The following is a 22566-nucleotide window of genomic DNA, read 5'->3' as shown; positions in this document are numbered from 1 at the left end:
CGCGTTGCCGAACGTTTGGCGTCATTTGGAAATGCTTCGTGAGCATCTGCGCCCTATTTCCGCGAACGCGCCATCTCTTCGCCGTATCGCCGACCCATTCACCGGCGAGGTAGGCACCGAGCCATCTGCACTGCCTTGACCGAAAGAGACGTCCCATCCGGCGCGCCGCCACACTCATCGCCGTTCTCCTTCTCGCCGGCTGCGCGACGACCGCGACGCCGGGCGACGACGTGCCGACCGAGGAGCGCGCCGGCTGGATGCAGCGTCTCACCACGTCACTGAGCGGCGCCTGCGGAGAGGACAACGCCTGCTACACCATGGCCCTGCGCTTTGCCGGTTTCGCCTGGCAATATCGGGAAAACCTTCTGATTCAGACGCGCGTTTATCGTTGCGTCGGTCAATATGCGCTGAAGAGCGGCTACCGCTACGGAATGCAGCGCTTCGCCGACGATATCGCCGACGAGGCCGAGGCCAAGGGCATGGTATCCTATCTCTACGAATGCGCCGTGCCCGGATGGGCCCGCTCCTGGTTTGAGTCCGACGAGGCGATCGCCAGCGCGCCGCCAAGCGCGGTGCGCACCCGTCCGGCGCCGGGGCCGGGCAGTTATGACGCGCCGGCCAGGTCATCGCCGCCAGCCCCGAAGGCCGCCGAGGATGGGTCTGCGGACACGCGATCCCCCGGTGAGCGCACGCGCCCCGCTGCAGGTGCCGTCGGAGCGCCGGATTGACGCCTCACCGCGGTGTCTTGCAAAGACATCGTGAATAATTTCATCCATTTGGCAACGGACGATTGCTCGCCGGCCCGCGATCCTGTTTTGTGAAACGGAGGAGCAAAGGAGAGCAACATGATCCCTCGCATATCCATTCTCGCCGGCGCAGTTGCGCTCGGTCTGGCAGCGATCACCAACGTTGCGGCACAGGAGCCGCAATTCTTCCGCATAGGCACCGGCGGCACGGCCGGCACCTACTATCCGATCGGCGGACTGATCGCCAACGCCATTTCCAACCCGCCGGGCTCGCGTCCTTGCGAAGAAGGTGGCTCTTGCGGCGTTCCGGGGTTGATCGCCACGGCGCTCGCAGCCAACGGTTCGGTCGCCAACGTCAACGCGATCGCCGGCGGCCAGCTTGAATCCGGCTTTTCCCAGTCCGACGTCGCCACCTGGGCTCAGACGGGCACGGGAATCTGGGAAGATCGCGAGGCTGTCGACAATCTGAGAGCCATCGCCAACCTCTACCCCGAGACCATCCACCTCGTGGCAAGCGCCGAAAGCGGCATCGAAAGCGTCGCTGATCTGGCCGGCAAGCGTGTATCGCTCGATGAGCCCGGATCCGGCACGCTGGTCGATGCCCGCATCATCCTGGAAGCCTATGGCCTGGCCGAAGAAGACGTCGAAGCGGCCTTCCTCAAGCCGGACCAGGCGGCCGAGCGCATGCGCGACGGCGCGATGGATGCCTTCTTCTTCGTCGGCGGGTTCCCGGCCGGTGCCATCGTGGAACTGGCAAGCCAGCACGACGTCGTGCTGGTACCGATCGACGGTGACGAGGCAGGCGCGATCACCGAGGAATACACGTTCTTCGCCGAGAACATCGTTCCTGGCGGCACCTATGAGGGCGTCGATGGCGAGGTCACGACCCTTTCCGTCGGGGCCCAGTGGGTCACGAGCGCCGACCAGCCCGAAGACCTGATCTACGAGATCACCAAGGCGTTGTGGAACGACAACACGCGGGCCCAGTTCGATGCCGGCCACCAGAAGGGCAAGGAGATCACGATGGAGACCGCGCTCGATGGCGTCGGCATCCCGCTTCATCCCGGTGCCGAACGGTTCTACCGCGAAGAAGGCATGATCAAGGAATGATCGACAGCGGGCCGGCCCTCCCAAGGGCCGGCTCGACCGCTCGCGCGAAGGGATGAAGGCCATGAACGACCGAACGGCTGAACAGAGCGACGCGATGAGCGAAGCTGACATGAAGGAACTCGAGGAGCGCTATGATCCGGAAGTCCGGTTCCGGCGCCTGAGCCCCGCCCTGACGTGGTTTACGGCCGGTGCGCTGTTCCTTCTGTCGTGCTACCACTTCTACACGGCCGGTTTCGGCATCCCCCAGGCCACCACACATCGCGGGCTGCACCTCGCCTTCACGCTCGGCCTCATCTACCTTTCGTTCAGTGCCCTCGGCACCGGCCGCGATCCGGGCCGCGGCATTTTCAGCCCGCTCGGGCTGCCGCTCTATGACTGGGCCCTGGCCATCGCCGGGATCGTCTCCGCCTTCTATGTGCCGTGGATCTTCGAGGATCTGGCCTTCCGTGTCGGCGCTCCCCTGCCGATCGACATCATCATGGGCACGGTTCTCATCGGCGTGCTCCTGGAAGCCACGCGCCGCGCCATGGGCTGGCCGCTGCCGGTCATCGCCCTCCTCTTCATCGCCTACGCCTATTTCGGCCAGTCGATGCCGGGCGTCCTCACCCATCCGGGCGCCGATTGGGCCAATATCGTCAACCATCTCTATCTGACGAGCCAGGGCATCTACGGCACCGCGCTCGGCGTCATCTCGACCTACGTCTTCCACTTCGTCCTGTTCGGCGTCATGGCGATGCGCATCGGTCTCGGCCAGCTGTTCATCGATCTGGCATCGGCGCTGGCCGGCCGCTATGCCGGAGGCCCGGCAAAAGTCTCGGTTCTGTCCTCCGCTCTTCTCGGATCGATCTCCGGCTCCTCAATCGCCAACACGGTGACCACGGGCGCGTTGACGATCCCGGCGATGATCCGCATCGGCTATCCGCGCCACTTCGCGGCGGCCGTCGAGGCGGCAAGTTCGACCGGTGGCCAGATCACGCCGCCCGTCATGGGCGCGGTCGCCTTCCTGATGGTCGAGTATCTCGGCGTTCCATTGACGACGATTCTCACCGCGGCCCTCGTTCCGGCATTCATGCACTTCTTCGGGGTGCTCGTGCAGGTGCATCTGGAAGCCCGCCGGCGCGGGCTGCGCGGCCTGACGAAGGACGAATTGCCCGTCGCCTGGACCGTCTTCAAGGCCGGCTGGCTGACGACGGTGCCGCTCTTCGTCCTCGTCGCCATCCTTCTTTCCGGCAAGACGCCCTATCTCGCCGCCTTCTGGGGCATCGCGACCTGTATTCTCGTCCTCGCCATTCAGAACATCATCCGGCACGGCCTCGTCCAGTCTCTCGGCCAGACGATCAGGGACATCTTCGACAGCTTCGTCCTGGGCGCCCGCTATACGCTCGCCGTGACGGCGGCCGCCGCGCTGGTCGGCGTGATCATTGGCGTCGTCACCCTGACCGGCGTCGGCTTCAAGATCGCCTATATGGTGACGAGCGTCGCCGCCGGGTGGGCCCAGGATGTCCATGCGCTGCTCGCGGTCCTGCCGTTCGAGATCATCGGGGTCGGCAGCCTTACACTGCTCTTCACGCTGATCATGACCGCCATCGTCTGCGTCCTCATGGGCTGCGGTATCCCGACGACAGCGAACTACCTGATCATGATCGCCGTCGCCGCGCCGATCCTCTCCATGCTCGGCGTACAGCCGCTCGTAGCGCATTTCTTCGTCTTCTATTACGGCGTCCTGGCCGACATCACCCCGCCGGTGGCGCTCGCCGCCTACGCGGCCGCCGGCATCGCCGACGCCAACGCCTTCAAGACCGGCAACACCGCGTTCCGCCTCGGCATGGGCAAGGCGCTCGTGCCTTTCGTATTCGCCTTCTCGCCCTCCATGCTGATCGTCGTCGACGGCTTCACCTGGAGTGCGTTCATTCTCGCGACCGCAGGCGCGATGGCAGGCATATGGGTGCTGTCGGCGGCTTTCACCGGCTGGCTCTTCGCCCCGCTCTACCGCTACGAGCATGTCCTCTTGGCACTCGCCGCGATCCTGCTCGTCGCTCCGGATTTCTATGTCACCCTCGTCGGCATCGCTCTTGCCGCACCCGTCTTCATCCGACAGCTGCCCCAGGCCTTCTCATCGAAAGCAGACCCCCTGCCGCAGACCGGCGAGGGGTGAGCGCTGCTAGAAATGGCTTGAAATGGTGCTGCCGGAGAGATTTGAACTCTCGACCTCTCCCTTACCAAGGGAGTGCTCTACCCCTGAGCTACGGCAGCGAAAGCGCTTGGGTGCGCGGGCAGGCGGGTATTGCCATAGCTGAACCGGGAGTGCAAGCGCCCGCACCGCGCATTTTTTTGCCGTTGGCGTAACGATCCGGGTGCTTGGCCGCGCGGCACTTTTCGGGTTATGCCGAGCGCCATGAACGACGATCGCAACGACGACAAACGCGGTGAGGACGTCAGGCGGCGTGACGAGCGGCGCAAGGCGCGGCTTGCAAACGCCCTGCGCAGCAATTTGCGCCAGCGAAAGGCGCAGCAGCGCGCCCGGCGCAAGGGTGAGGCGGAAGAGGGCGAAGGATTGCCCGCCGCACCGGCCCCATCCGGCAAGGACGAGTGAAGCCGCCACCTGTTGCTTTTTCGCACCGCTCGGTGCGAGGCTTGCCGAATGATCGAATCGGTCTTGATATCCTCGCAATTCGCCCATAGCCGCTGGGGTTTGATCAGTTCGCAACGCGCCCCGCGGCACAATGCTGCCCGGCGCGTCATGAAACAGCGCGGCCCTTCGGCCGCTGCGCAACAGGGGACGGGCCTTGGCCCGTGGATGGCATGGATCGCATCAAGGTAGTCGGCGGAAACCAGTTGAACGGGATCATACCGATCTCTGGCGCCAAGAATGCCGCGCTGCCTCTGATGATCGCCTCTCTCCTGACCGACGACACACTGACGCTCGAGAATGTACCGCACCTTGCCGATGTCGAGCAGCTGGTGCGCATCCTCGGCAATCATGGCGTCGACATCGCCGTCAACGGCCGCCGCGAGCGCCAGGGCGAGGGCTATGCCCGCACCATCCACTTCACAGCCCGCAACATCGTCGACACGGTCGCGCCCTATGAGCTTGTCTCCAAGATGCGGGCCAGCTTCTGGGTCATCGGCCCGCTTCTGGCACGCATGGGCGAGGCGCGCGTCTCGCTGCCGGGCGGCTGCGCCATCGGCACGCGACCGGTCGATCTGTTTCTGGAAGGCCTTTCCGCGCTCGGCGCCGAGATCGACATCGACGGCGGCTACGTCAACGCCCGCGCGCCGAAGGGCCTCAAGGGCGGGACCTACCGCTTCCCCAAGGTCTCCGTCGGCGCCACCCACGTGCTGATGATGGCCGCGACGCTGGCCAACGGCACGTTCGAGATCGAGAACGCGGCGCGCGAGCCGGAGGTCGCCGATCTTGCCAAGTGCCTCAATGCCATGGGCGCGAAGATATCCGGCGCCGGAACCGGACATATCGTCATCGAAGGTGTCACCTCCCTGTCCGGCGCGCGCCACCGGGTCCTGCCGGACCGGATCGAGACCGGAACCTACGCCATGGCCGTCGCCATGACGGGCGGCGACGTCTTCCTGGAGAACACCAGCGCCGACCTCCTCGATGCGGCGCTCGACGCGGTCCGCGCCGCCGGCGCCGACATCACGCCCACCAATGCCGGCATCCGCGTCAGGCGCAACGGCGCCGGCATCGAACCGGTCGATATCTCGACCGATCCCTTCCCCGGCTTCCCGACCGATCTGCAGGCCCAGTTCATGGGCTTGATGACCCATTCGAAGGGGCGCGCCCACATCACGGAAACGATCTTCGAGAACCGTTTCATGCATGTGCAGGAACTGGCCCGTCTTGGCGCGCACATCTCGCTATCGGGACAGACGGCGACCGTCGAGGGCGTCGCGCGCCTCAAGGGCGCCCAGGTGATGGCGACCGACCTTCGCGCCTCGGTCTCCCTCGTCATCGCCGGCCTTGCCGCCGAAGGCGAAACCGTCGTCAATCGCGTCTACCATCTCGATCGCGGTTTCGAGCGGCTGGAGGAAAAGCTCTCCAATTGCGGCGCCGAGATCGAACGCATCTCCGGTTAGTCACCGACCTGGCGTAAAGGCGAACGATCGAAACCTCACCGCGAGAGCCCATCTGCTTTGCAACGCAGGCGATCCGTCCGTCATCGGCGCGCCGATCCGCAAGGAGGCTTTCACTCCGGCTGCCATATCCCCTCATCCCAGAACCACAGCGACATCCCCGCATCCATGCTTCGCGGGTTCCACTTCAAGGCGCGCATCGCCTCCATGGCGGGCCGCGCCGCCACCGGCGCGATCGCCGCTGTCGCGGCCGCCGCGCCCGCTCACGCCGTCCGGCAGCAAGGCACCCTCGGCACAACCGCCCAACCCCGATGGGGGAAGACGCGCCGCCTGTTTTGATCCCCCTTTCCCCCGCCCCTCGAACTCGTGGCATACTCACCCCGTCCTTTCCGGCTGGAAGTATTCGCGAGACGTTCGGATGCGGGAAAGGACCGGCGCTTCCGGTCGCAGCTAACGTGGCTGTGGCCCGGAGCCGGGCAAAAAGGGCTCCCGCCGGCACTATGACCGGCTTTGACTGCGTGCTCATGCAAGTCGCTCGGGTTTTCGCGGGCCGACACCCGCCATGAACCCGGGTCGACGCAGAGAGCTTCGACCTGCCCGGAGAGGGGGAGACCCCTCGCAGAACGCTGAACGGAGCGCGAAACCCGCGCCATCTCCATCCAATCTGCATCACGGCACGGTCTTCGCGCTCCGTATCCAGATTGCCTGTTGCATCCACCGGGCGGACAAGGCCGTGCCGGGCAGAAGGCGTGTGCGGGAGCCGAACGGGCGAAGCCGCGGCATCGCGACCCCCTCACCAGCAAAATCTAGCACTTGGCTTGCGCCAAGCGCTGATTTTGCAACCTCTCCCACGAAGGGGAGAGGTGACACGAGGAGAGCGCGGCATTTTCACCTCTCCCCTTTGTGGGAGAGGACGCGATTTCCTGGGCTTGGGCGAAGACCAAGTCCTTGGAAATCGCTGGTGAGGGGACCGGCATGCGATGACCGAAGGTCAGAAATCGCATCGCGATTTCAGTGACGAACGCCCGGAGCCATGGCGAAGGGCAAGACAAAGGCTCCACGCATCTTCTCGGCTCACTCCCCGCCAGCCCCGCTGGACCTGCAACGCGTTGCGAATTGCCCGCCGTCATCCTATGTGAACTCCAGGATAGAACCCGCCGACGCCGGCATTTGCAGTGGAATGACTTCATGGACCTCATCAAGCTCATGGCCCTAGACAGCGAGGATCTCGACGTGCTCGCCTCTCACATGCAGGACGCTGTCGCCAAGGCGAAGGACCTGAGCTATGACGCGCGCACGCATCAGTTTGCGCTGACGGCCAACCGATTCGTGTGGGAAACCGCTGGCGGCCGTCGCCGCGGCTTTGAGCGCCGTCTTGCCGCCATGCATTTCGACCGGGTGATGGCAGTGCGCTCGCGCGGCTTCGACCGAACCGAAAGCGAACGGGTCCTTTCTCTTCTAACGGTGCAGTTCTTTCCCGACGCGATCGAAGGATCGCCCGGCGGCGAGATCGAGTTGATCTTCTCCGACGACGCCTCAATCCAGTTGCAGGTGGAATGCATCGAGGTGCAATTGTCCGATCTTGGTCCGGCCTGGGAGACCCGCCACAAGCCGCGCCATCCCGACACCGCCTGATCCTGCTCTTTCGCCATCGCCGCCTCGCACTCCACCCCGTTTTTTGCTTTAACGAGAAAAGCGCGCTGGTACATCACACGCCCAAGGGGAGCCGTTCTTGCCGATCCGCCTCGATTACGCCGATGACGATTTCGAAACCCGATTTGCCGCCCTGCTGGCGACCAAACGGGAAGTCTCGCAGGATGTCGGTGACGCCGTCGGTGCGATCATCGCCGACGTGCGCACGCGTGGCGATGATGCCTTGAAGGAATTGACCGCCAGGTTCGACGGGCTTGATCTGGACAAAGTGGGAATCGCCGTTCCTCAGGACGAGATCGATGCAGCCATCGACGCGGTGGATGCGCGAACGCTGGACGCGCTGCGTCTCGCGGCCCGGCGGATCGAAGCGCACCATGCGCGCCAGCTGCCTGCAGATGACGAATATCTGGACGATCTCGGCGTCGGCCTCGGCTCGCGCTGGAGCGCCATCGAAGCCGTCGGCCTTTATGTGCCCGGCGGCAAGGCGAGCTATCCAAGTTCGGTGCTGATGAACGCGGTGCCGGCCAGGGTCGCCGGTGTGGAACGCATGGTGATGGTCGTGCCGGCCCGCGACGGCGCCATCAATCCGGCCGTCCTTGCCGCCGCGTCCATCGCCGGCATCACGGAGATCTACCGCATCGGCGGCGCGCAGGCGGTCGCCGCCCTCGCCTACGGCACGGAAACGATCCGCCCGGTCGACAAGATCGTCGGTCCCGGCAACGCCTTCGTCGCCTCCGCCAAGCGGCAGGTGTTCGGCAAGGTCGGCATCGACATGATCGCCGGCCCCTCGGAGGTCCTCGTCGTCGCCGATGGCGACAACAGCGCCGACTGGCTGGCCGCCGATCTTCTGGCGCAGGCCGAGCACGATGAAGCGGCCCAGTCGATCCTCATCACCGACACGCCCGCTCTGGCCGACGCCGTCGAAAAGGCCGTGGAAGCGCAGTTGACGACACTTTCGGGCCGCGCGCGCGCCGCCGCCAGCTGGCGCGATTTCGGCGCGGTGATCACCGTGCCCGATATCGAGACCGCCCTGCCCTACGTCAATCGCATCGCCGCGGAACACCTGGAACTGGCCGTCGAGCATCCCGAAACGCTGCTGCCGAAGATCCGCAATGCCGGTGCGGTCTTCATGGGCCGCTATACGCCCGAGGTGATCGGCGACTATGTCGGAGGATCGAACCACGTCCTGCCGACGGCCCGCTCCGCCCGCTTTTCCTCCGGCCTTTCCGTTCTCGACTTCATGAAGCGCACGTCCGTCTTGCGGCTCGGCCCCGACCAGCTTCACGCGCTCGGCCCGGCCGCGATTGCCCTGGCGGAAGCCGAGGGCCTCGACGCGCACGCCCGATCGGTTGCGATAAGATTGAACCTTCCGAGGGAATGATGACTGGCAAGGACGCGTTCCGACTCTCCGATGTCGAACTGGACGATACGATCGGCCGCTCGACGCCGGACGTCGAACACGAACGCGCCGTCGCCATATTCGACCTCGTCGAGGACAACCGCTTCGAGCCGGTCGGCCATGAGGGCGGGCCATACAGGTTGAAGCTGTCGCTGGTCGATTCGCGGCTTGTCTTCGCAATCGCGACCGAAGGCGGCAGCGGTGTCGCCACCCACATTCTCTCGCTCACCCCGTTCCGGCGCATCGTGAAGGACTATTTCATGATCTGCGAGAGTTACTACGAGGCGATCCGCACCGCCTCTCCAACGCAGATCGAAGCCATCGACATGGGACGCCGCGGTGTCCACAACGAGGGCTCTCAGACCCTGATGGATCGGCTGGATGGCAAGATCCGCGTCGACTTCCAGACCGCCCGCCGCCTCTTCACGCTCATTTGTGTGCTGCACTGGCGCGGATGACACCGATGAACGCCGACAAAGCCGACGAAGACAGCGACAAGGCCCCGGCTTCCATCCTCTTCGTATGCGGAATGAACGCGATCCGCTCCCCGATGGCCGAGGTGATTGCCCGTGACATGCTCGGCAGCGGCACCTATATAGCATCGGCAGGCGTCAGACCCGGCAAGCGCGACCCGTTCGTCGACGCCGTGCTCGAAGAAGTGGGGCTCTCCCTCGACAAGCGCCAGCCGCAGACGCTGGACGATCTGGAGGACGGCTTTTTCGACATCATCGTGACGCTGGCGCCGGAGGCCCATCACCGCGCGCTCGAACTGACGCGGACGAACGCCGTCGACGTCGTCTACTGGCCGACGCCCGACCCGACCGTGGCGACCGGGACGCGGGATCAGATTCTGGCCGCCTACCGCGAGGTGCGCGAGCGTATCCGGGCCATGGTGGCGCAGCGGTTCGACCGTTCGAAATAGGCTGCAGGCCAGTTCGACGGACCCGCGCTGGCGGACCGATCAATTCGGTTCACAAAGGTGACGGGATTGTGTAGTTTCCGCGCAAATCTGCGGGGAGGCGCTTCCCGCGCCCCGCTCAAAAGAAAGACAGCGAGTATATGGCGAAAGAAGAAGTTCTTGAATTTCCCGGTGTGGTCACCGAATTGCTGCCGAACGCGACGTTCCGCGTGAAGCTTGAGAACGACCACGAGATCATCGCGCACACGGCCGGCCGCATGCGCAAGAACCGCATCCGCGTTCTGGCCGGCGACAAGGTGCTGGTCGAGATGACGCCCTATGATCTGACCAAGGGCCGCATCACCTACCGCTTCAAATAGCGCGACCACCCGGCGCAAGCCGCGCCGCCATTTTCCCACGGCACGGGCAATCATGGCCATTTCGCACAAACTCATCCTGGCATCCGGCTCGCCGCGCCGGGTCGAGCTCCTCGCCCAGGTCGGCATCGAGCCCGACCGTCTGATGCCGATGGAACTCGACGAGACGCCCAAGAAGTCGGAGCACCCCCGATCGCTTGCACGGCGTCTGTCGCGCGAGAAGGGCGAAGCGGCTTTGGCGGCGGTGAAGGCGGATCCCGCATATGCGCGCCACCACATCCTGGCGGCCGACACCGTTGTCGCCGTTGGCCGCCGTCCGATCGGCAAGCCCGAGACGCTCGATGCGGCCTCCGACGCGCTTTATCTGCTGTCCGGCCGTTCGCATCGCGTCTTCACCGGCCTTTGCCTCGTCACGCCGTCGCGCAAGATCCGCCAGGCGATCGTCGAGACCCGCGTGCGCTTCAAGCGTCTATCGCGCGTCGAGATCGACAGCTATCTCGCTTCGGGCCAGTGGCGCGGCAAGGCCGGCGGTTACGCGATCCAGGGCCTGGCCGGCGCCTTCGTCGTCAAGCTTGTCGGCTCCTATTCCAATGTGGTCGGCCTGCCGCTCTACGAGACGGTCAACCTTTTGACCGGCGAGGGTTACGACGTGCATTTCAGCTGGCTCGAGGGAGAATGATCCTTGTCTGATGCAAGCGCCAAGGTCACCCCGTTGCGCAAACCGCGCCCCTGCCCTGAATGCGGCCAACCCTCGGCACGCGCCACCTTCCCCTTCTGCTCCGAACGCTGCAAATCCGTCGACCTCAACCGCTGGCTGACGGGCGCCTACGCCATCCCCGTTCGCGAGGAAGAGGAAGCGGAAAGCCGCCCCGATGAAGCCGACGACGGTGCTTGGGACAAGCTTTGAAATTCAAACAAATTTCCTTGTGAAGGGTGCTGGACAGCCGTCTGTGAGATGCTATAACCCGCCCACTTCGACGGGCCGACCAACCGCCCCGTCACGCTGGAAACGGCGCGGATGCCCAGGTAGCTCAGTTGGTAGAGCATGCGACTGAAAATCGCAGTGTCGGTGGTTCGATTCCGCCCCTGGGCACCAATCACTTCAGAAACGATTAGAAATCAATTGCTTCGCGGGCTTTTTGGCCGCACTTTTTATCGGTGCGGCCCGTTTATGGATTGAGGCACCATCGATTTCCTTCATTCGGCCATGGCTGTGCGAGCCCTTCGCCGATCAAGACCTCCCCCGCATCCCGGCCATCGGCCAACGTGACCGTCGCAATCTCGCGATCGTAGTAGCCGACCTCGCCGCTCCATTCGATCCGATATCCCCCGGCCATCAACTCGCGCAGGCGATCGCGCGCTTCATAGGCGAGGCGCTCTTCGCGCTCGCATTCGGCATGCCCTGGCATTTCCGGCGTATCGATCGCCTCGTATCGCCAGTTGCGGCCGTCTTCCCATCCGGTGTCGCCATCAACGATGCATGTCAGCCGGCGGGCGGCGCGATCGCCGCCTTCGCAGACCGGCGGCATCCCCGCCATTGAAAGCGCGATGATCAGTTCCAGCATTCGGCTACTCTCCCGATACGAGCTTCAGGTGCGGCTTCGCAGGCGTTCCGGTCAGCATATCCATCGCTGAAGCCGCAAGCACACGCTGTCGCGCCGACCGGGTATAGCGGTCGATCTCTTTCGATGTCGTGTGCCCGGTTATCGACATGATCTGCCGGTCGGAGCATCCGATTTCGGCAAGGCGGCTCGCCGCCGCTTTCCGAAGGCCATGCGCGCGCCCGGGCACGCCTGCCTCAATGCACCGATCACGAAACCAGTTTCCGAAGCTATCGGGGCCGTATGGCCCGCCGAACTCATTCCTGATCCATGGGTCGCCCGCATCAGGCGTGCCATCGATGATTTCGCGCAGGGGCCCGACCATTGGGATCGCCATGTCGACTGGCTTCGAATTGCGGTTCTTGTGCTGCCGGAAGACGAGCCAGTTGTCCTTGACCATGGCCGGCCCGAAACGGACCACGTCCGACCGGCGTTGCCCGGTGTAGAGAAGGAGCGCGAGAGCAAGGCGGGCCATTGTGCCGACGGCATGGACGCGCTCGTATTGCTCGACCTCTTCGATCGTCCAGGCATGATGGCCGTCGCCCTTGCTCTTGAGGTATTGGACCTCGCGCGCAGGGTTGCCCTTCACGTATCGGATATCCGCCTCGATGCCGTAGGCGAAGACTTGCCGCAGGGCCTTGAGGATGCCGTTCGCCGCTTCCGGCCGGTCGGCGTTGTCATCGCGGATTTCCCGAATGTGCCGCGGCTGCATCCGCGCAACGGGCCAAAGGCCGAAGGCCGGGACGCCTTGGCGGTCTTTCGGCTTGGCTTCGCACAGGCGGTCGAGTATCTGCCGGCGTACGCGCTGGGTCCGATCGTCGAGTTGGCCGTATTCGGGCGACTTCATATAGGCAACGATCAGGTCGCGCAGGCTCCCCTTCTCTGCCTTCTCCCGTTGCGGGCGCCCTGCCCCTGGCTTCATTTCTGCAGTCTGCGCCGCAAGGAGTTCGCGGGCGAAAGCGGCGGTCCCTGGCTTCTCCCGAAGCCTTACCCGAGGGCCGGGCTTCTTCCGGTAGTAGAGGCGGACGTTGCCGTGGCGATCCTTCTCCCGAATGATGTACTTCTGATCAATCTGCATCTGACGCATCCTATCAATCGTCCATGAATGCGAAGGGGTCGTTGCCCTTCGGGGCGACAGTAGGCAATGCCTCGAAATAAACGTCCAGTTCCTCGCGGTCCCATACTGCGCGACTGTTGATCTTTTTCGCGCTTGGCATGCGCCCATCCTTGACCATCTCGTCGAAAAGGGTCGGTCCAACGCCGATGTAGCGAGATGCTTCGACGCGGGATAAGCCGCGGGGGGCAAACGGCAAGGGGCGAGCGGCGGCATTCATTCCCAATCGATCCTTATCGTCCGAATTTCGGCGCGCTCGGCGCGCGCCAGCATGTCGTGCGTCCCGTCCCCGCCTCGAAAGGCGATCACGCCTTCAGGGGCGCCTTCGTCGATCATCTGTCGATTGCGCCAGGGGCCAGCCAGAACGTTGTAGCGACGGCCGAAGCGATCCTCGCGGATCAAGGCGTGCGGGCTGCTTACGTCGCGCCAATTGGCAGGGAAGGACTTGCCCGGTACGCCGCGCGCTTCTCGCCATTCGCGGGCCAGCTTATCGGCCCCGCTTTCGCAACCACCTTCGATCAGGAAGGCGAGCCCGAGACGCTCGACTGCCGCATCGAGGATCTGGAAAACGCGATCGGCTTTCGAATAGTGCCGCCCGCCGCAGATTATCCAGGCGCCGCGCTTCATAGCTTTACAAGCCTATCGACCCCGACGTTCTGCGGGCGGATCGTCCAGCCGTCGCCTGCCGCGCTCTTGCCATTTAACCGACCCCAGGCGAAGACCACCCACGGATTGCGCCCGCGGAGATCAAGACCGGCGACCCCGGCGCCGATGCCTTTTACAAGAAGCTTTCGCCCGGCAAAGCGACCGTGACTGACACGATAGACGGAGCCAATTTCGATCTTGGCCTTCGCTTCGGCTACGAGGCGTTCACGCAGCGCGCATAACAGGTCATATGCCTCGGCCCGTGTCTCCGCCTCGCGAGCGATTAGATCAGCGGTGCTGATATTGTCGAAGCGGCCGCTCATAGGTGTCCTTTCGAGCATACGCGATAGCTCTCAAAATCTTCTGGCGTCGCCGGCCGAATGGTGTCGATTTCGGGGTGAAGGAAGGTGATGCCGGCCAAGCGATCGAATGTGCTGCCGCGCAGGATAGATGCGTGCAGGATGCAAAAGACGTGCGGCTGGCGGGCGTCGATATAGCCGAGCGTGTGCTCGCCTAGAACGAAGTAGTCAGGTCGCGGGATCATGCTTTCTCCTTTTCTCGAACCTCCGCTTCGGCCATTTCGTTTTTGGCTTGTCGCGGGCCACAGGGGCGCCGTCAGCGCGCGCGAGCATCTGCCGCCGGGCTTCCTCCTGTGCAGCCGTCAGCCGGTTCACCTTCGCGATTGCGTGCTTGTCCGAGCCGTAGCTCGTTCCGCCCTTGCCGTTCGTCTTGACCGCGTGGCAGTCAGAATGAACGGCGCGCATGTTGTCGTTCGTGTCCGCGCCGCCGAGCGCCAGGGCATGGGCGTGGTCATATTCGACGCCGGCAAGCGGCCCGAGCGGCTCGTTGCAAAGCCGGCACGTCGCCTGGGCGGCGACGATTTCTAGCTTGTCGGAAAGGGAGAGGCGGCGGCGCTTCATAACATCGCCTCAAGCTTAGCAAGCGCAGATGCACCAATCGGATCGTTAACCCCGGCCAGCCGCTCGATCAGATAGGCAATCTCATCGGCTGTCAGTGATGGTCGATCTCCGGGCGCGGCTTCGGTTGCCGCTGCCGCATTCTTCGACCACCCACGCGTGCCAATTATCCAGTTTTCTGCAAATGACGATCCGTCCTCTCGCCGCCATTCGTGCATCTGCCACCATCGAACGCCATCGAACTCCTGCCAGATGCGGACATGCGTGTAGTGGTCGCTCTTAAACCATAACGATTTCCAAGGCGTGACGCGGCGCTCGACGGAGCGCGGGGCGAGCGCCCCTGGGGATGCCGGGACACAGCATTGAAGGCGATCAATCATGACGACCCCCGCGGCGAGCCTTAATTTCGTCCTCCCATCTCTCTTTTCGTTCATCGATGAAGGGGCCGGCGAAGTCGCGCGGCATCGGGCCAAACCTCATGATGAAATGACAGTCGGTGTATCTCTCGAAGACGAAAGCGTTCTCGCCTTCGAGATGAACTGACCATGTGACAGTGATGGCGGTCATCGCGCACGCTCCCGCTTGCGCGTCCGGCGCGGGGCGTAGCAATCTCCGCTTTGCTCGATCTTCCCGTAGCGAGCGAGGTCGCCAAGCGTGAGCCCACTGATCGCCAGGAGCCGGGCCGGGATGAAGCCTTTTAGGCCGAACTCGGCTTTCGCTGCCTTGTAGGCCTCGCGGAAGTCTGCCGCTGCGTCGCTCATGTATGCCTGCCATTCTTCTCGGGACATCCTTCCGGTCATCGGCGCCCCTTTCGGGCAAGCGTGAACGGCCCAAACCTGTGCGGATGGCGCCCAGAGTTGAGGATGTCTTTGACGCTGATGGCGAAAGGTGCGCAGCCGGGACGGCGGGCCAGAAGATAGCCCTCGACCGGCTCGCCCATGACGAGGATCGGCTCGCCGTTTGCGTCGAGCCATCGCTTCGGAAAGGGCTGCGTGGGATCGATGGTGTAGGTCATAGTGACCTCGCCCACGAAAGGATCAGCTTTGCGGCCGGGCCGGGCTTTCCCGAGAGCCGATCCTCAATTTCCTTGACCGCATAGAAGAGGGCGTCGTCGCGGCTTTCGGCGAAGCGGCCCCACTTCGGGCCGACCCTGTATCCGACGCCGCTGCCGTCAGCGTTCCAACTTGCCGACCACATCCACAAGCCGTTGGTGTGGCGATGGAGTTCGATCGTCGCCCGATCCCAAGCCATCCGGGGTTGCTCAAGGCGAAGAACCTCGTCGGGCTCGCCCTGGACGACCGGCCCATCTTTCTCGATTGGGACGGTGACCGGCGGCTTGCGCAGCGTGTCGAATAGGCCAAGCTGCATCACACTCCCGCCTTTCGCCCGAGCCCCATGGTTTTGGCGATCGCTGATCGCTTGTTGGCGTATGCCGGCGCGGTCATGGGATAGTTCGGTGCGAGCCCCCACTTGGCGCGATAGCCTTCCGGGGTCAGGCCGTGATGGGCATTGATATGCCGCTTCAGGGATTGGAACTTCGAGCCGCAGTCGAGACAGGTGATCTCGTTTTCGGTCACCGATTTGGCAACCGAGACCGCTGGCTTCGGCTTCTCCGCATCGGGCTTGTCCTCTGCGAGATCGGCAAGCGCCTTGTGGACGGAGGCGATGAAGCCCGGCATGTCGCTCGCATTGACGGCGACGTTAGAGACGTATGCCGCAACGATCGCGGTGGTATTCTCGATCAGCAATTCCTTCATGGTCTTCTTCTTTCGATTGGTAGGGTTTCGGAGATTTCATGCGGAGCGTTTCGGCCGGCGCAGTTCGCGCATTGCGCAGACCTTCACCCCGCCTGGATGCGGGGCGAGCGCGACGTGGAAGCCGTCGCCGAGGACGGTCTTGATCAGCCACATGCGGTAGGCCGGGGAGTTTAGATCAGCGGAAAGCCACCAAGGCCGGTCAGACATCGCCGCCCCCGTAGCCGAGGGGCTTCAAAGCGCATTCCAACAGTTCTCGGACAGCCGATACTTCGCTCGGATGACCGCGATCGAAGCCGTAGGCGTGAATGCGCTCGACCAATTCGACAGGCAGGACGTAGACGCGCCGCGAAGTCGGCGCCGGCGGCGGCACCTTGTATTCGAGTTTATTGCTCGACATCGCCGCCCCCATTATCTGCTGGACAACGCGGCGATGGTTTAATCCGGCCTGCGGCGACGAACTCATCCCACGCGATGCCGGAAATGATCTTTCTCAGGATATAGTCGTCAGATTTATCTCGATCATCGATCCAGCGATGTGCAATCGTTTCGTTTTCCGTCAAACCGCTTAGGACGGGAGCGTAGAGACTGGCGCACACACGGTCGCGCAACCGAATGATGCGCTCTGCCCTTAGCGTATTCCCCCACGCGATTTGCTTCTCTGTCCCCGCTAAAGCGGGTAAAGGGATGGAGAGGCCGGCCATGATGTGCTCTGCGCGATCAACAACCGCATATTCCGACCCCGGGCGATCAGCCCCGTAATAGCAAAGAGGACAAACCCGGCGTTTCAGCCATCGTTTTTTGCCCTCGTTTTCTTGGTATGCCCCGAAGAGAGAATGATTGTGCGTATGGCCGCATATGTGCTGGATATCGGCATGCTCTGCGATGGCATTGTAGGTATAGCGCCCCTCTTTTAATGAAAATCGGAAGCCGATTAATTCCAAACTTCGACCGTTACTAAAATCGACAAAATGACTTCGGAGCCCGGGGACGGTGACTGTGCCTTCGTCTTCGATAACCTCTCCGTCATCGAGAACGGCAGTGAAAGTGATCTTATCGCCTGCGCCTATTTGATATTTCCGGTTCACCGGAGAATAGCCGGATGGGTAAATAGCGCTGCTATTTGCAGTCCAAACGTCTGTCATTGCCCGCGTCCCCCGATCAACCAAGTCGCGCCCGCGAGCTTCGCCAGGGCATCGAACCGAGTTTTACTCAATGGGCGCTTGCCGGCGAGAGGCATCAGAAGTGCTGTGAGCTTCCCTTTCCACTCGTCGGTTTCGGGACGCCCCGGCGCAAGAAGCCGCTTGTAAGTTGCGCCCTCGAATTCGACTTCGAAGACGTTGCTCATCGCAAGGCAGTCCGGGCAAGGCGCTCGATCCGAGCAATCGGGATTGTCGTTGCCGCAATAGCTGGCAAATACGAGAACTTCGCGCTTAGCCATTGCCGCCCCCGATCTCGCGCAGGGCTTCGACCTTCGCGGAATTCAGTTCAGACATGGCGACATCGCTGCCGCCCGGCATATCCGGGTGGCGCTGCTTGGAGAGCGCCTTGAAGCGGCTCTCGACATCGCCGGTTGTCACAAGGGACTTCGGCCCGAAATCCATAACATCGCGCCACGATCGCTTGCGCAAACCGGCCGGCGCGGGGAGTGCCTGGAAGCCTTGAAAGGTCGCGCGGACAAGCGCGAGCGTGCCGTGTCGAAGCTCAGTCCTGCGGGCTTCAATGACATGGTGGATCGCCTGAAGGTTTGCCTCGACACTCGAGTATCGATCGACCGGGATGCAGACCTGAAGGCCGTCCCATGTGAACCATAGGGCCACGCCAGGATCGTCGGGCCGGTTCACGCCGAGCGTCACGTTCGAAGAGATCACCAGCCCTTCAATCTTCTTACCGCTGTCGCGGGCGAAGGAGGCGAGCGAGCCTTCGACGTTCTTCAGCGCACCGGCAAGCGTGGTGCGGAATTGACCCTTCTCCCGCGCCTTAGCGCGCGGCATCGTTTCTGGCCAAACTAGTGGAAAGGCGGAAGCTGTCATTCGACATCTCCCCGGAGCCGATCGGCCATGAGGCCGTCAATTTCATCCGCGATATCAGAGTTCAAGCAATGAAGATTGATATACGCGTCGCCCCGGGTTTCCCCCTTGCCGACCAAATATGCCGCGTTGACTAATATTAATGCTATTTCGACAGACGTCGCATCTTGGTTTTCGAGAATTGTCGAAATCTCCTTTGCGAGATTTCTTGCTGCCTTGATGATTGGCGAGCCACTAGCCATGGAAAGAACTCCTGTTGAAAAGGTCGGGTTCGGCTGCAATCAGACGCCGATAGTCCTCGGCGATCGCCGTCATCAGCCGAAGCTTGCGCTGCGCATCGGCGAGCTTCATTTTCCCGTTGTGGACCGCCCGCGAATAAACCCGGTGGCGGAATTTGATCTCGCGCTCGATCTCCTGAAGCTTCTCGCGCGCGCTGAATTCGGGGGCAGTCATCGAGGCATCCTCCGGTCGGCCAAGGTGCCGGCCGCAAGAGCGCGGCCGGCGTGGCGGCGGTCTATTCGGCGGGCGCCTCGCGGCCCCGGCGCTTGACCGGATCGGCTTTGAATTCCTCGACGCGGAAGCCTACGGACGCGAGCGTCTCAAGCTTGCCGGTCTTGGCTTCGACGACCGCATCGATCGCGTCGCGATGCTTTTCGAGGTCATGCGGATCGATGGGGATGAAGCCCTTGACCGTGATTGCGATGCCGTTCTCGGATGCCATTGAATGTCCTTTCTGGTTGGCGTGATTTTTGGGCGCGGCCGGCTGTGGCCGCGCCGACTATTGAAGCGTCTCGATCAGGGCCATGACCCATCGGTCCATGTGAACGAACGCGATCAGCGTCATCAGGACGTAGGCGGCGTAGCGGAGTGAGCCTTGCAGAACGACGGTGCTTCCTACCGTCGTTATGTGCTTGGAAACTTCTTCGCTCATCATGGGATCACGCCGCCGCGTAGTGGACGCGGGCGTCTGGAAGTCGACCGTCTTGGATCATTATTTCGAGGATTGCGCGCGCTGCTTCGGCATCGGCCATCGCGTCGTGAGCGTTGTCGTTGACGATGCCGAACCACTCGCAGGCAACGGCAAGCTTGACGAAGCCGCGCATGATCGGAAGCCCGTCACGGCCGTAAGGATCGAGCGAGCGCATGGCGCATATGTTGCGGGTATCTTCGAAGCGATCTGGAAGAGCCGCGCGACGAAGCTCGGCGCGCATCATCTTGCAATCGAATTGGGCATTGAATGCGACCGCGATCAGGTCGTCGTCGACATACCCATTCCATAGGTCAAGAATTTCGCGGATCGGAACGCCGTGCTCGGTAAGAAAATCGTCGCTCAGTCCATTGATCTCGGATGCCGGCCGTTTTCCTTCAGCGATCGCCCGGCGGTCAAATTCGGCGACGGTCCAGCCGTCCGGCCGAACATAAAGCTTCTTGCGATCGATGGCACGACCATGCTCATCGGCAAGGATCGCCGCGAAGCTGTACATGCGTGGCTGAGAAGGATGGTCAGCCGGAACCGGCTTGTTTGTCGCCTTGTCGCGAAAAACGAAAAGGCCGGATGTCTCGGTGTCGAAAACGACAAATTTCGGAGTGCTCATTGTTTTTTCCTGTCGATGATGAGTGGGTAGCGCCGATCAGCCCCGCGGATGGTTCATGGCGGAAAGCGCCGCGCTTGCGGCTTCAGCCATTCGCCGCTCTGCCTCGACGCCCTGGCGCCGCCGGTCTTCCGCGTCGCGAAGCTGGCGTTGAATGACGGCCTTCTCCGCGAGATAGACCCGCTCGGCTTCTAGGATCGCTTCGGTGAAACCTGCCTTGCTGCGCTCGAAGGTCTGATTGAGCGCATGGATGCGCTTGTCGCGCTCCTGAAGCGTCCGCTTAAGCTGAAGGCGCATCAGGTCTTCGCGCTCATCGGGCGTCGAGGGCTTGCGGAAGTCGGTGACGTTCTCGGCGGGCTTACTCATCGCCTTCGCCCTCCGCTTCGGGCATGTCCCAGCCCTTGAAGCCGGCGGTCCAAGCATCGGCGAGCCGCTTCTTGCTGGCGGCGGCGTACTCCTTCGGCATGGCCTTCGGGGTCATCCCCTTCTCGCGCGCCTCTTCGCCCTTCAGGTAAGCTGCATCGACCTCTTCCTGAGCGAGTTGGTCGGCGTCGGCTTCGTCCTGCGCGCTGCTCTGCGCTTCCTGACCGTCCGCCTCGGCTCGCTCCTTCTCGCCCGCTTCGTCGGCCGGCTTATCCGATGCCTTCTTGCCTTCCGGCTCCTTCTTCGCGTCAGTGGCCTTGTCTGTTGATTTTTGGTCGGCGGGCTCTTCTTCCTTCGCCTTCTCGCCCTTCGGCTTGTCGCCGAGTGGGTTTTCGACAACCTTGTGATCCGAAGCGGCGGTCTTCGATCGGAGAAGCTCTTCGACCGTCTGCTCGCCGTTTTTCAGACTGCGATAGATCGCCCGCAGCGTGACCAGATCGTCGAGGTCGAGGTCGTCGGCCCCATTGACGTTCATGATCTGGCAGACCTGTTCGGGTGAAAGGTTGAAGTGCGCGAAAGCCTTCATCACCGCGTCGCGGCTTTCGACCAGGGTCTTCGCGTCGCCCCGAATAAGCTGCTCGGCCGCTTCCAACGCGCGGCGCCAGATGCCACGCGGGACGCCGGCAAGGATCGCGTTGCGCTTGGCGATAGAGCAGGCCGCGTTGCCGGTTACGGCGATCATGTCGTCGTTAAAGATGCGCCCTTGCCTATCGCTGATCCGGCGCGAGACGGTCGCCTTTGTTGCTGAGTTGCTTTCGAGGTCGTGGAAGAAGCCCTCGGCGACGATCAGCTTATTCGTCCGATCGATGTCGACGACCTGGGCGCCGGATCGGTTGTTGCCGAATTGCGTGACGATGATTTCCGCGAGCCGGATCGATGGACCCCGGATCGGCTTGCCCCCGCGCTTCAGCGCGTAGATGCATTCTTCGGCCGTCTGTTCGTCGAGCGTCGCCAGCGAAAGAATATTGTTCATCGCCCGGCTGATTGACCGGGGATATTGGCGGGCGGTCGAAATCTGCGTATCGATTTCGGCTTTCGCGAGAACGCTGACGGTGCCGGCATCCTGCATAAGCGCAGTGCCGGTCGTCTCGATGATCTCGCCGTCTTCGGTGATGTGTTCGTTTTGAGCCATGGCGCTCAATCCTTCCCGTCTACGATGTTGTTGAGGTTTTCGATCGGGGATTTCCCGTCCGCCAAAACCCCGGCCCATCCGGCCGGGACTTCCATTTCTTCTCCGAAATGGGCGACTGCCCAATCGCGAGCGGCCTGCCAATCCGGGCAGTCGGTCGTATCAAGTTGCTCGAAATCCTTGAGGATGATCGGCCTAGCGAGGCGCCCGTATTTCGGGATTTCGTGGGTAAAGACCGGGCGCCCAACGAAGTGCGAAAGCACTTCGTAGACGGTGCCGATATCGCCCATGAGCCGGCCATCCGTGATCGAAAGCAGGCCGATCGTAGGAAGCTTCTGTGCCGTGCTCATCGGTAGCTCGCCCGCGTGCTTTCGAAGATGCGGACGCCGCTCAACTGCCGTCCGCCGGCCCGGACAAAGCCGCGGATTGCCTTCTCAATTTCGGCCTGTGAGAAGAAGGCGCGAAGCTGGTCGAGCGGCACATCGCCGATCGCCTGGACCTCGAAGTCCCACTTCGTTGCCAACGTCGATGTCCCGCCCGGGCCGCGGGTGCGGGCAAGGTCGGACGCTTTGTCGAAGGAAGCTTCTTCCGCAACACGAGCGCGCTCGTCGGCTTCAGTGGCGTGGGCAAGCGCGATGTCGGCCGCGACCTCCCGGCCGCTTTCTTCCGCCGCCTGGGCTTCCCGCATCCGTCTGTCGGCTTCATCGCGGGCGATCCGCGCCGCTTCCTCGCGGCGCGCCCGCTCTTCTGCAGCCTTCTTGTTGAGGTATGCGTCGCCGCGTTTTTCAACGACCTCGCGAGCCTTCATCAGACGCTCGGTCATCGCCTTGAAAAAGTCCTCGATCGTCTTGTTGGCGTCGAGATGCGGGCGCTTCTCTTCTTTCTTGGCGTCCTCGCATTCGCGGATCAGGCCGCGGAACCCTCGGACGAAATCGCCGACCTTGGCGTTGCCTTCGTCGTCCTCGATGGTCTGCGGAACCTCATCGCGAGCCCGCGTGAGGATGTCGGTAATGCGATCCGACAGCGTTTCGTATTCGATTGAGAGCCGATCGCTCAAAGGCGGCTGGTTGTGCTTCGGGTCATCCATTG

General features: G+C 63.0%; 39 protein-coding genes, 2 tRNA genes and 1 pseudogene. 14 read left to right on the top strand and 28 right to left on the bottom strand.

Annotated features, from left to right (window positions below; all coding sequences use genetic code 11):
- The first annotated feature begins 257 nt into the window (after positions 1 to 257).
- The 3 genes from CN673_RS00425 to CN673_RS00415 all read left to right on the top strand — a co-directional run bounded on the left by CN673_RS00425 (position 258) and on the right by CN673_RS00415 (position 4011).
- Complete coding sequence (locus tag CN673_RS00425) at positions 258 to 728, top strand: hypothetical protein (protein ID WP_157928741.1); 471 nt, start codon at positions 258 to 260, stop codon at positions 726 to 728.
- Positions 729 to 845: 117 nt separating this feature from the next.
- Positions 846 to 1856, top strand: a complete 1011-nt coding sequence (locus tag CN673_RS00420) for a TAXI family TRAP transporter solute-binding subunit (protein ID WP_099863902.1) — start codon at positions 846 to 848, stop codon at positions 1854 to 1856.
- Positions 1857 to 1917: 61 nt separating this feature from the next.
- Entirely contained in the window at positions 1918 to 4011 is a 2094-nt protein-coding gene (locus tag CN673_RS00415) for a TRAP transporter permease (protein ID WP_099863899.1), read from the top strand.
- A gap of 23 nt (positions 4012 to 4034) precedes the next feature.
- Here the strand turns inward: CN673_RS00415 and CN673_RS00410 are convergent.
- A tRNA-Thr gene (locus CN673_RS00410) sits at positions 4035 to 4109 on the bottom strand.
- 142 nt (positions 4110 to 4251) lie between these two features.
- Here CN673_RS00410 and CN673_RS00405 point away from each other — a divergent pair.
- Together CN673_RS00405 and murA are read left to right on the top strand one after the other, a co-directional pair.
- On the top strand, positions 4252 to 4449 hold the full coding sequence (locus tag CN673_RS00405) for a hypothetical protein (protein ID WP_099864954.1): 198 nt from the start codon (positions 4252 to 4254) through the stop codon (positions 4447 to 4449).
- A gap of 209 nt (positions 4450 to 4658) precedes the next feature.
- Positions 4659 to 5948: a UDP-N-acetylglucosamine 1-carboxyvinyltransferase gene (murA, locus tag CN673_RS00400; protein WP_099863896.1), complete on the top strand. Its 1290-nt coding sequence runs from the start codon at positions 4659 to 4661 to the stop codon at positions 5946 to 5948.
- A 110-nt stretch (positions 5949 to 6058) separates the two neighbouring features.
- On the opposite strand, the pseudogene CN673_RS21540 reads toward murA, so the two are convergent.
- Positions 6059 to 6190: pseudogene (locus CN673_RS21540) on the bottom strand (DUF2019 domain-containing protein); the annotation flags it as partial.
- A 943-nt stretch (positions 6191 to 7133) separates the two neighbouring features.
- On the opposite strand from CN673_RS21540, the gene CN673_RS00390 reads away from it, so the two are divergent.
- From CN673_RS00390 to CN673_RS00355, 8 genes are all read left to right on the top strand, one after another.
- Entirely contained in the window at positions 7134 to 7580 is a 447-nt protein-coding gene (locus CN673_RS00390) for a DUF2948 family protein (protein ID WP_099863890.1), read from the top strand.
- Positions 7581 to 7677: 97 nt separating this feature from the next.
- A complete protein-coding gene (hisD, locus tag CN673_RS00385; protein WP_099863888.1) occupies positions 7678 to 8979 on the top strand; it encodes a histidinol dehydrogenase in 1302 nt (433 codons plus the stop codon).
- Positions 8979 to 9455 (top strand): UPF0262 family protein, encoded by a 477-nt coding sequence (locus tag CN673_RS00380; protein WP_099864952.1) that lies wholly within the window; start codon positions 8979 to 8981, stop codon positions 9453 to 9455. Before hisD ends, CN673_RS00380 begins: the two co-directional genes overlap by 1 nt.
- Positions 9452 to 9919, top strand: a complete 468-nt coding sequence (locus tag CN673_RS00375) for an arsenate-mycothiol transferase ArsC (RefSeq protein ID WP_370852993.1) — start codon at positions 9452 to 9454, stop codon at positions 9917 to 9919. Before CN673_RS00380 ends, CN673_RS00375 begins: the two co-directional genes overlap by 4 nt.
- Positions 9920 to 10056: 137 nt before the next feature.
- Positions 10057 to 10275, top strand: a complete 219-nt coding sequence (infA, locus tag CN673_RS00370; protein ID WP_014327290.1) for a translation initiation factor IF-1 — start codon at positions 10057 to 10059, stop codon at positions 10273 to 10275.
- A 52-nt stretch (positions 10276 to 10327) separates the two neighbouring features.
- Positions 10328 to 10951, top strand: coding sequence for a Maf-like protein (locus CN673_RS00365; protein WP_099863885.1), 624 nt, complete (start codon positions 10328 to 10330; stop codon positions 10949 to 10951).
- A gap of 3 nt (positions 10952 to 10954) precedes the next feature.
- Positions 10955 to 11179, top strand: a complete 225-nt coding sequence (yacG, locus tag CN673_RS00360) for a DNA gyrase inhibitor YacG (protein ID WP_099863882.1) — start codon at positions 10955 to 10957, stop codon at positions 11177 to 11179.
- Between the two features lie 113 nt (positions 11180 to 11292).
- A tRNA-Phe gene (locus tag CN673_RS00355) sits at positions 11293 to 11368 on the top strand.
- A 73-nt stretch (positions 11369 to 11441) separates the two neighbouring features.
- Here the strand turns inward: CN673_RS00355 and CN673_RS00350 are convergent.
- From CN673_RS00350 to CN673_RS00315, 8 genes are read right to left on the bottom strand one after another with little or no spacing between them, the layout of a single operon-like run.
- A complete protein-coding gene (locus tag CN673_RS00350) occupies positions 11442 to 11837 on the bottom strand; it encodes a thermonuclease family protein (RefSeq protein WP_099863880.1) in 396 nt (131 codons plus the stop codon).
- Positions 11838 to 11841: 4 nt separating this feature from the next.
- Positions 11842 to 12951: a tyrosine-type recombinase/integrase gene (locus CN673_RS00345; RefSeq protein ID WP_245409718.1), complete on the bottom strand. Its 1110-nt coding sequence runs from the start codon at positions 12949 to 12951 to the stop codon at positions 11842 to 11844.
- A 13-nt stretch (positions 12952 to 12964) separates the two neighbouring features.
- The gene (locus CN673_RS00340) at positions 12965 to 13207 is read right to left on the bottom strand and encodes a helix-turn-helix transcriptional regulator (protein ID WP_099863873.1); all 243 of its coding nucleotides are present in this window, start codon (positions 13205 to 13207) and stop codon (positions 12965 to 12967) included.
- Positions 13204 to 13614, bottom strand: a complete 411-nt coding sequence (locus tag CN673_RS00335) for an SLOG family protein (RefSeq protein WP_099863870.1) — start codon at positions 13612 to 13614, stop codon at positions 13204 to 13206. The genes CN673_RS00340 and CN673_RS00335 overlap by 4 nt, the downstream gene beginning before the upstream one ends.
- Positions 13611 to 13955 (bottom strand): hypothetical protein, encoded by a 345-nt coding sequence (locus CN673_RS00330; RefSeq protein WP_099863867.1) that lies wholly within the window; start codon positions 13953 to 13955, stop codon positions 13611 to 13613. The genes CN673_RS00335 and CN673_RS00330 overlap by 4 nt, the downstream gene beginning before the upstream one ends.
- Positions 13952 to 14176, bottom strand: a complete 225-nt coding sequence (locus CN673_RS00325) for a hypothetical protein (RefSeq protein ID WP_099863865.1) — start codon at positions 14174 to 14176, stop codon at positions 13952 to 13954. Before CN673_RS00325 ends, CN673_RS00330 begins: the two co-directional genes overlap by 4 nt.
- A complete protein-coding gene (locus CN673_RS00320) occupies positions 14160 to 14552 on the bottom strand; it encodes an HNH endonuclease signature motif containing protein (protein ID WP_099863862.1) in 393 nt (130 codons plus the stop codon). The genes CN673_RS00325 and CN673_RS00320 overlap by 17 nt, the downstream gene beginning before the upstream one ends.
- Positions 14549 to 14929, bottom strand: a complete 381-nt coding sequence (locus CN673_RS00315) for a hypothetical protein (RefSeq protein WP_099863859.1) — start codon at positions 14927 to 14929, stop codon at positions 14549 to 14551. Before CN673_RS00315 ends, CN673_RS00320 begins: the two co-directional genes overlap by 4 nt.
- Here CN673_RS00315 and CN673_RS20765 point away from each other — a divergent pair.
- On the top strand, positions 14928 to 15092 hold the full coding sequence (locus CN673_RS20765; RefSeq protein WP_157928739.1) for a hypothetical protein: 165 nt from the start codon (positions 14928 to 14930) through the stop codon (positions 15090 to 15092). The genes CN673_RS00315 and CN673_RS20765 overlap by 2 nt on opposite strands.
- Positions 15093 to 15112: 20 nt before the next feature.
- On the opposite strand, the gene CN673_RS00310 is transcribed toward CN673_RS20765, so the two are convergent.
- The 18 genes from CN673_RS00310 to CN673_RS00235 all read right to left on the bottom strand — a co-directional run bounded on the left by CN673_RS00310 (position 15113) and on the right by CN673_RS00235 (position 22564).
- Positions 15113 to 15310, bottom strand: coding sequence for a hypothetical protein (locus tag CN673_RS00310; protein ID WP_157928738.1), 198 nt, complete (start codon positions 15308 to 15310; stop codon positions 15113 to 15115).
- Positions 15311 to 15345: 35 nt separating this feature from the next.
- A complete protein-coding gene (locus CN673_RS00305) occupies positions 15346 to 15564 on the bottom strand; it encodes a hypothetical protein (RefSeq protein ID WP_099863852.1) in 219 nt (72 codons plus the stop codon).
- Entirely contained in the window at positions 15561 to 15917 is a 357-nt protein-coding gene (locus CN673_RS00300; RefSeq protein WP_099863849.1) for a hypothetical protein, read from the bottom strand. Before CN673_RS00300 ends, CN673_RS00305 begins: the two co-directional genes overlap by 4 nt.
- Positions 15917 to 16306 (bottom strand): Ros/MucR family transcriptional regulator, encoded by a 390-nt coding sequence (locus CN673_RS00295; protein ID WP_099863847.1) that lies wholly within the window; start codon positions 16304 to 16306, stop codon positions 15917 to 15919. The genes CN673_RS00300 and CN673_RS00295 overlap by 1 nt, the downstream gene beginning before the upstream one ends.
- Positions 16307 to 16342: 36 nt before the next feature.
- Positions 16343 to 16513, bottom strand: coding sequence for a hypothetical protein (locus CN673_RS20760; protein ID WP_157928737.1), 171 nt, complete (start codon positions 16511 to 16513; stop codon positions 16343 to 16345).
- Positions 16506 to 16703 (bottom strand): hypothetical protein, encoded by a 198-nt coding sequence (locus tag CN673_RS00290; protein WP_157928736.1) that lies wholly within the window; start codon positions 16701 to 16703, stop codon positions 16506 to 16508. Before CN673_RS00290 ends, CN673_RS20760 begins: the two co-directional genes overlap by 8 nt.
- Positions 16690 to 17448 carry a hypothetical protein gene (locus CN673_RS00285; protein ID WP_099863842.1) on the bottom strand — a complete coding sequence of 253 codons (759 nt, stop codon included), beginning with the start codon at positions 17446 to 17448 and terminating at the stop codon, positions 16690 to 16692. Before CN673_RS00285 ends, CN673_RS00290 begins: the two co-directional genes overlap by 14 nt.
- Entirely contained in the window at positions 17445 to 17651 is a 207-nt protein-coding gene (locus CN673_RS00280) for a hypothetical protein (protein ID WP_099863839.1), read from the bottom strand. The genes CN673_RS00285 and CN673_RS00280 overlap by 4 nt, the downstream gene beginning before the upstream one ends.
- Before the next feature lie 85 nt (positions 17652 to 17736).
- Positions 17737 to 18297, bottom strand: a complete 561-nt coding sequence (locus CN673_RS00275; RefSeq protein ID WP_245409717.1) for a J domain-containing protein — start codon at positions 18295 to 18297, stop codon at positions 17737 to 17739.
- Between the two features lie 35 nt (positions 18298 to 18332).
- Positions 18333 to 18575, bottom strand: a complete 243-nt coding sequence (locus CN673_RS00270) for a hypothetical protein (protein ID WP_099863834.1) — start codon at positions 18573 to 18575, stop codon at positions 18333 to 18335.
- A complete protein-coding gene (locus tag CN673_RS00265) occupies positions 18568 to 18786 on the bottom strand; it encodes a hypothetical protein (protein ID WP_099863831.1) in 219 nt (72 codons plus the stop codon). The genes CN673_RS00270 and CN673_RS00265 overlap by 8 nt, the downstream gene beginning before the upstream one ends.
- Positions 18787 to 18847: 61 nt before the next feature.
- On the bottom strand, positions 18848 to 19054 hold the full coding sequence (locus CN673_RS00260; protein WP_099863829.1) for a hypothetical protein: 207 nt from the start codon (positions 19052 to 19054) through the stop codon (positions 18848 to 18850).
- Positions 19055 to 19111: 57 nt separating this feature from the next.
- Positions 19112 to 19267, bottom strand: a complete 156-nt coding sequence (locus CN673_RS20755) for a hypothetical protein (protein WP_157928735.1) — start codon at positions 19265 to 19267, stop codon at positions 19112 to 19114.
- 4 nt (positions 19268 to 19271) lie between these two features.
- Entirely contained in the window at positions 19272 to 19928 is a 657-nt protein-coding gene (locus tag CN673_RS00255) for a 3'-5' exonuclease (RefSeq protein ID WP_099863825.1), read from the bottom strand.
- A 36-nt stretch (positions 19929 to 19964) separates the two neighbouring features.
- A complete protein-coding gene (locus CN673_RS00250; protein ID WP_099863823.1) occupies positions 19965 to 20291 on the bottom strand; it encodes a hypothetical protein in 327 nt (108 codons plus the stop codon).
- Positions 20284 to 21480 (bottom strand): hypothetical protein, encoded by a 1197-nt coding sequence (locus CN673_RS00245; RefSeq protein WP_099863821.1) that lies wholly within the window; start codon positions 21478 to 21480, stop codon positions 20284 to 20286. The genes CN673_RS00250 and CN673_RS00245 overlap by 8 nt, the downstream gene beginning before the upstream one ends.
- Positions 21481 to 21485: 5 nt before the next feature.
- Entirely contained in the window at positions 21486 to 21827 is a 342-nt protein-coding gene (locus tag CN673_RS00240) for a DUF7736 domain-containing protein (RefSeq protein WP_099863819.1), read from the bottom strand.
- Positions 21824 to 22564 carry a hypothetical protein gene (locus tag CN673_RS00235; protein WP_099863817.1) on the bottom strand — a complete coding sequence of 247 codons (741 nt, stop codon included), beginning with the start codon at positions 22562 to 22564 and terminating at the stop codon, positions 21824 to 21826. Before CN673_RS00235 ends, CN673_RS00240 begins: the two co-directional genes overlap by 4 nt.
- Positions 22565 to 22566 lie beyond the last annotated feature (2 nt).

Source organism: Neopararhizobium haloflavum (assembly GCF_002750855.1).
Classification (GTDB): Bacteria; Pseudomonadota; Alphaproteobacteria; order Rhizobiales; family Rhizobiaceae; genus Georhizobium; species Georhizobium haloflavum.
The sequence above is the reverse complement of the archived record's forward strand: the minus strand, read 5'-3'. Positions and strand labels throughout refer to the sequence as shown.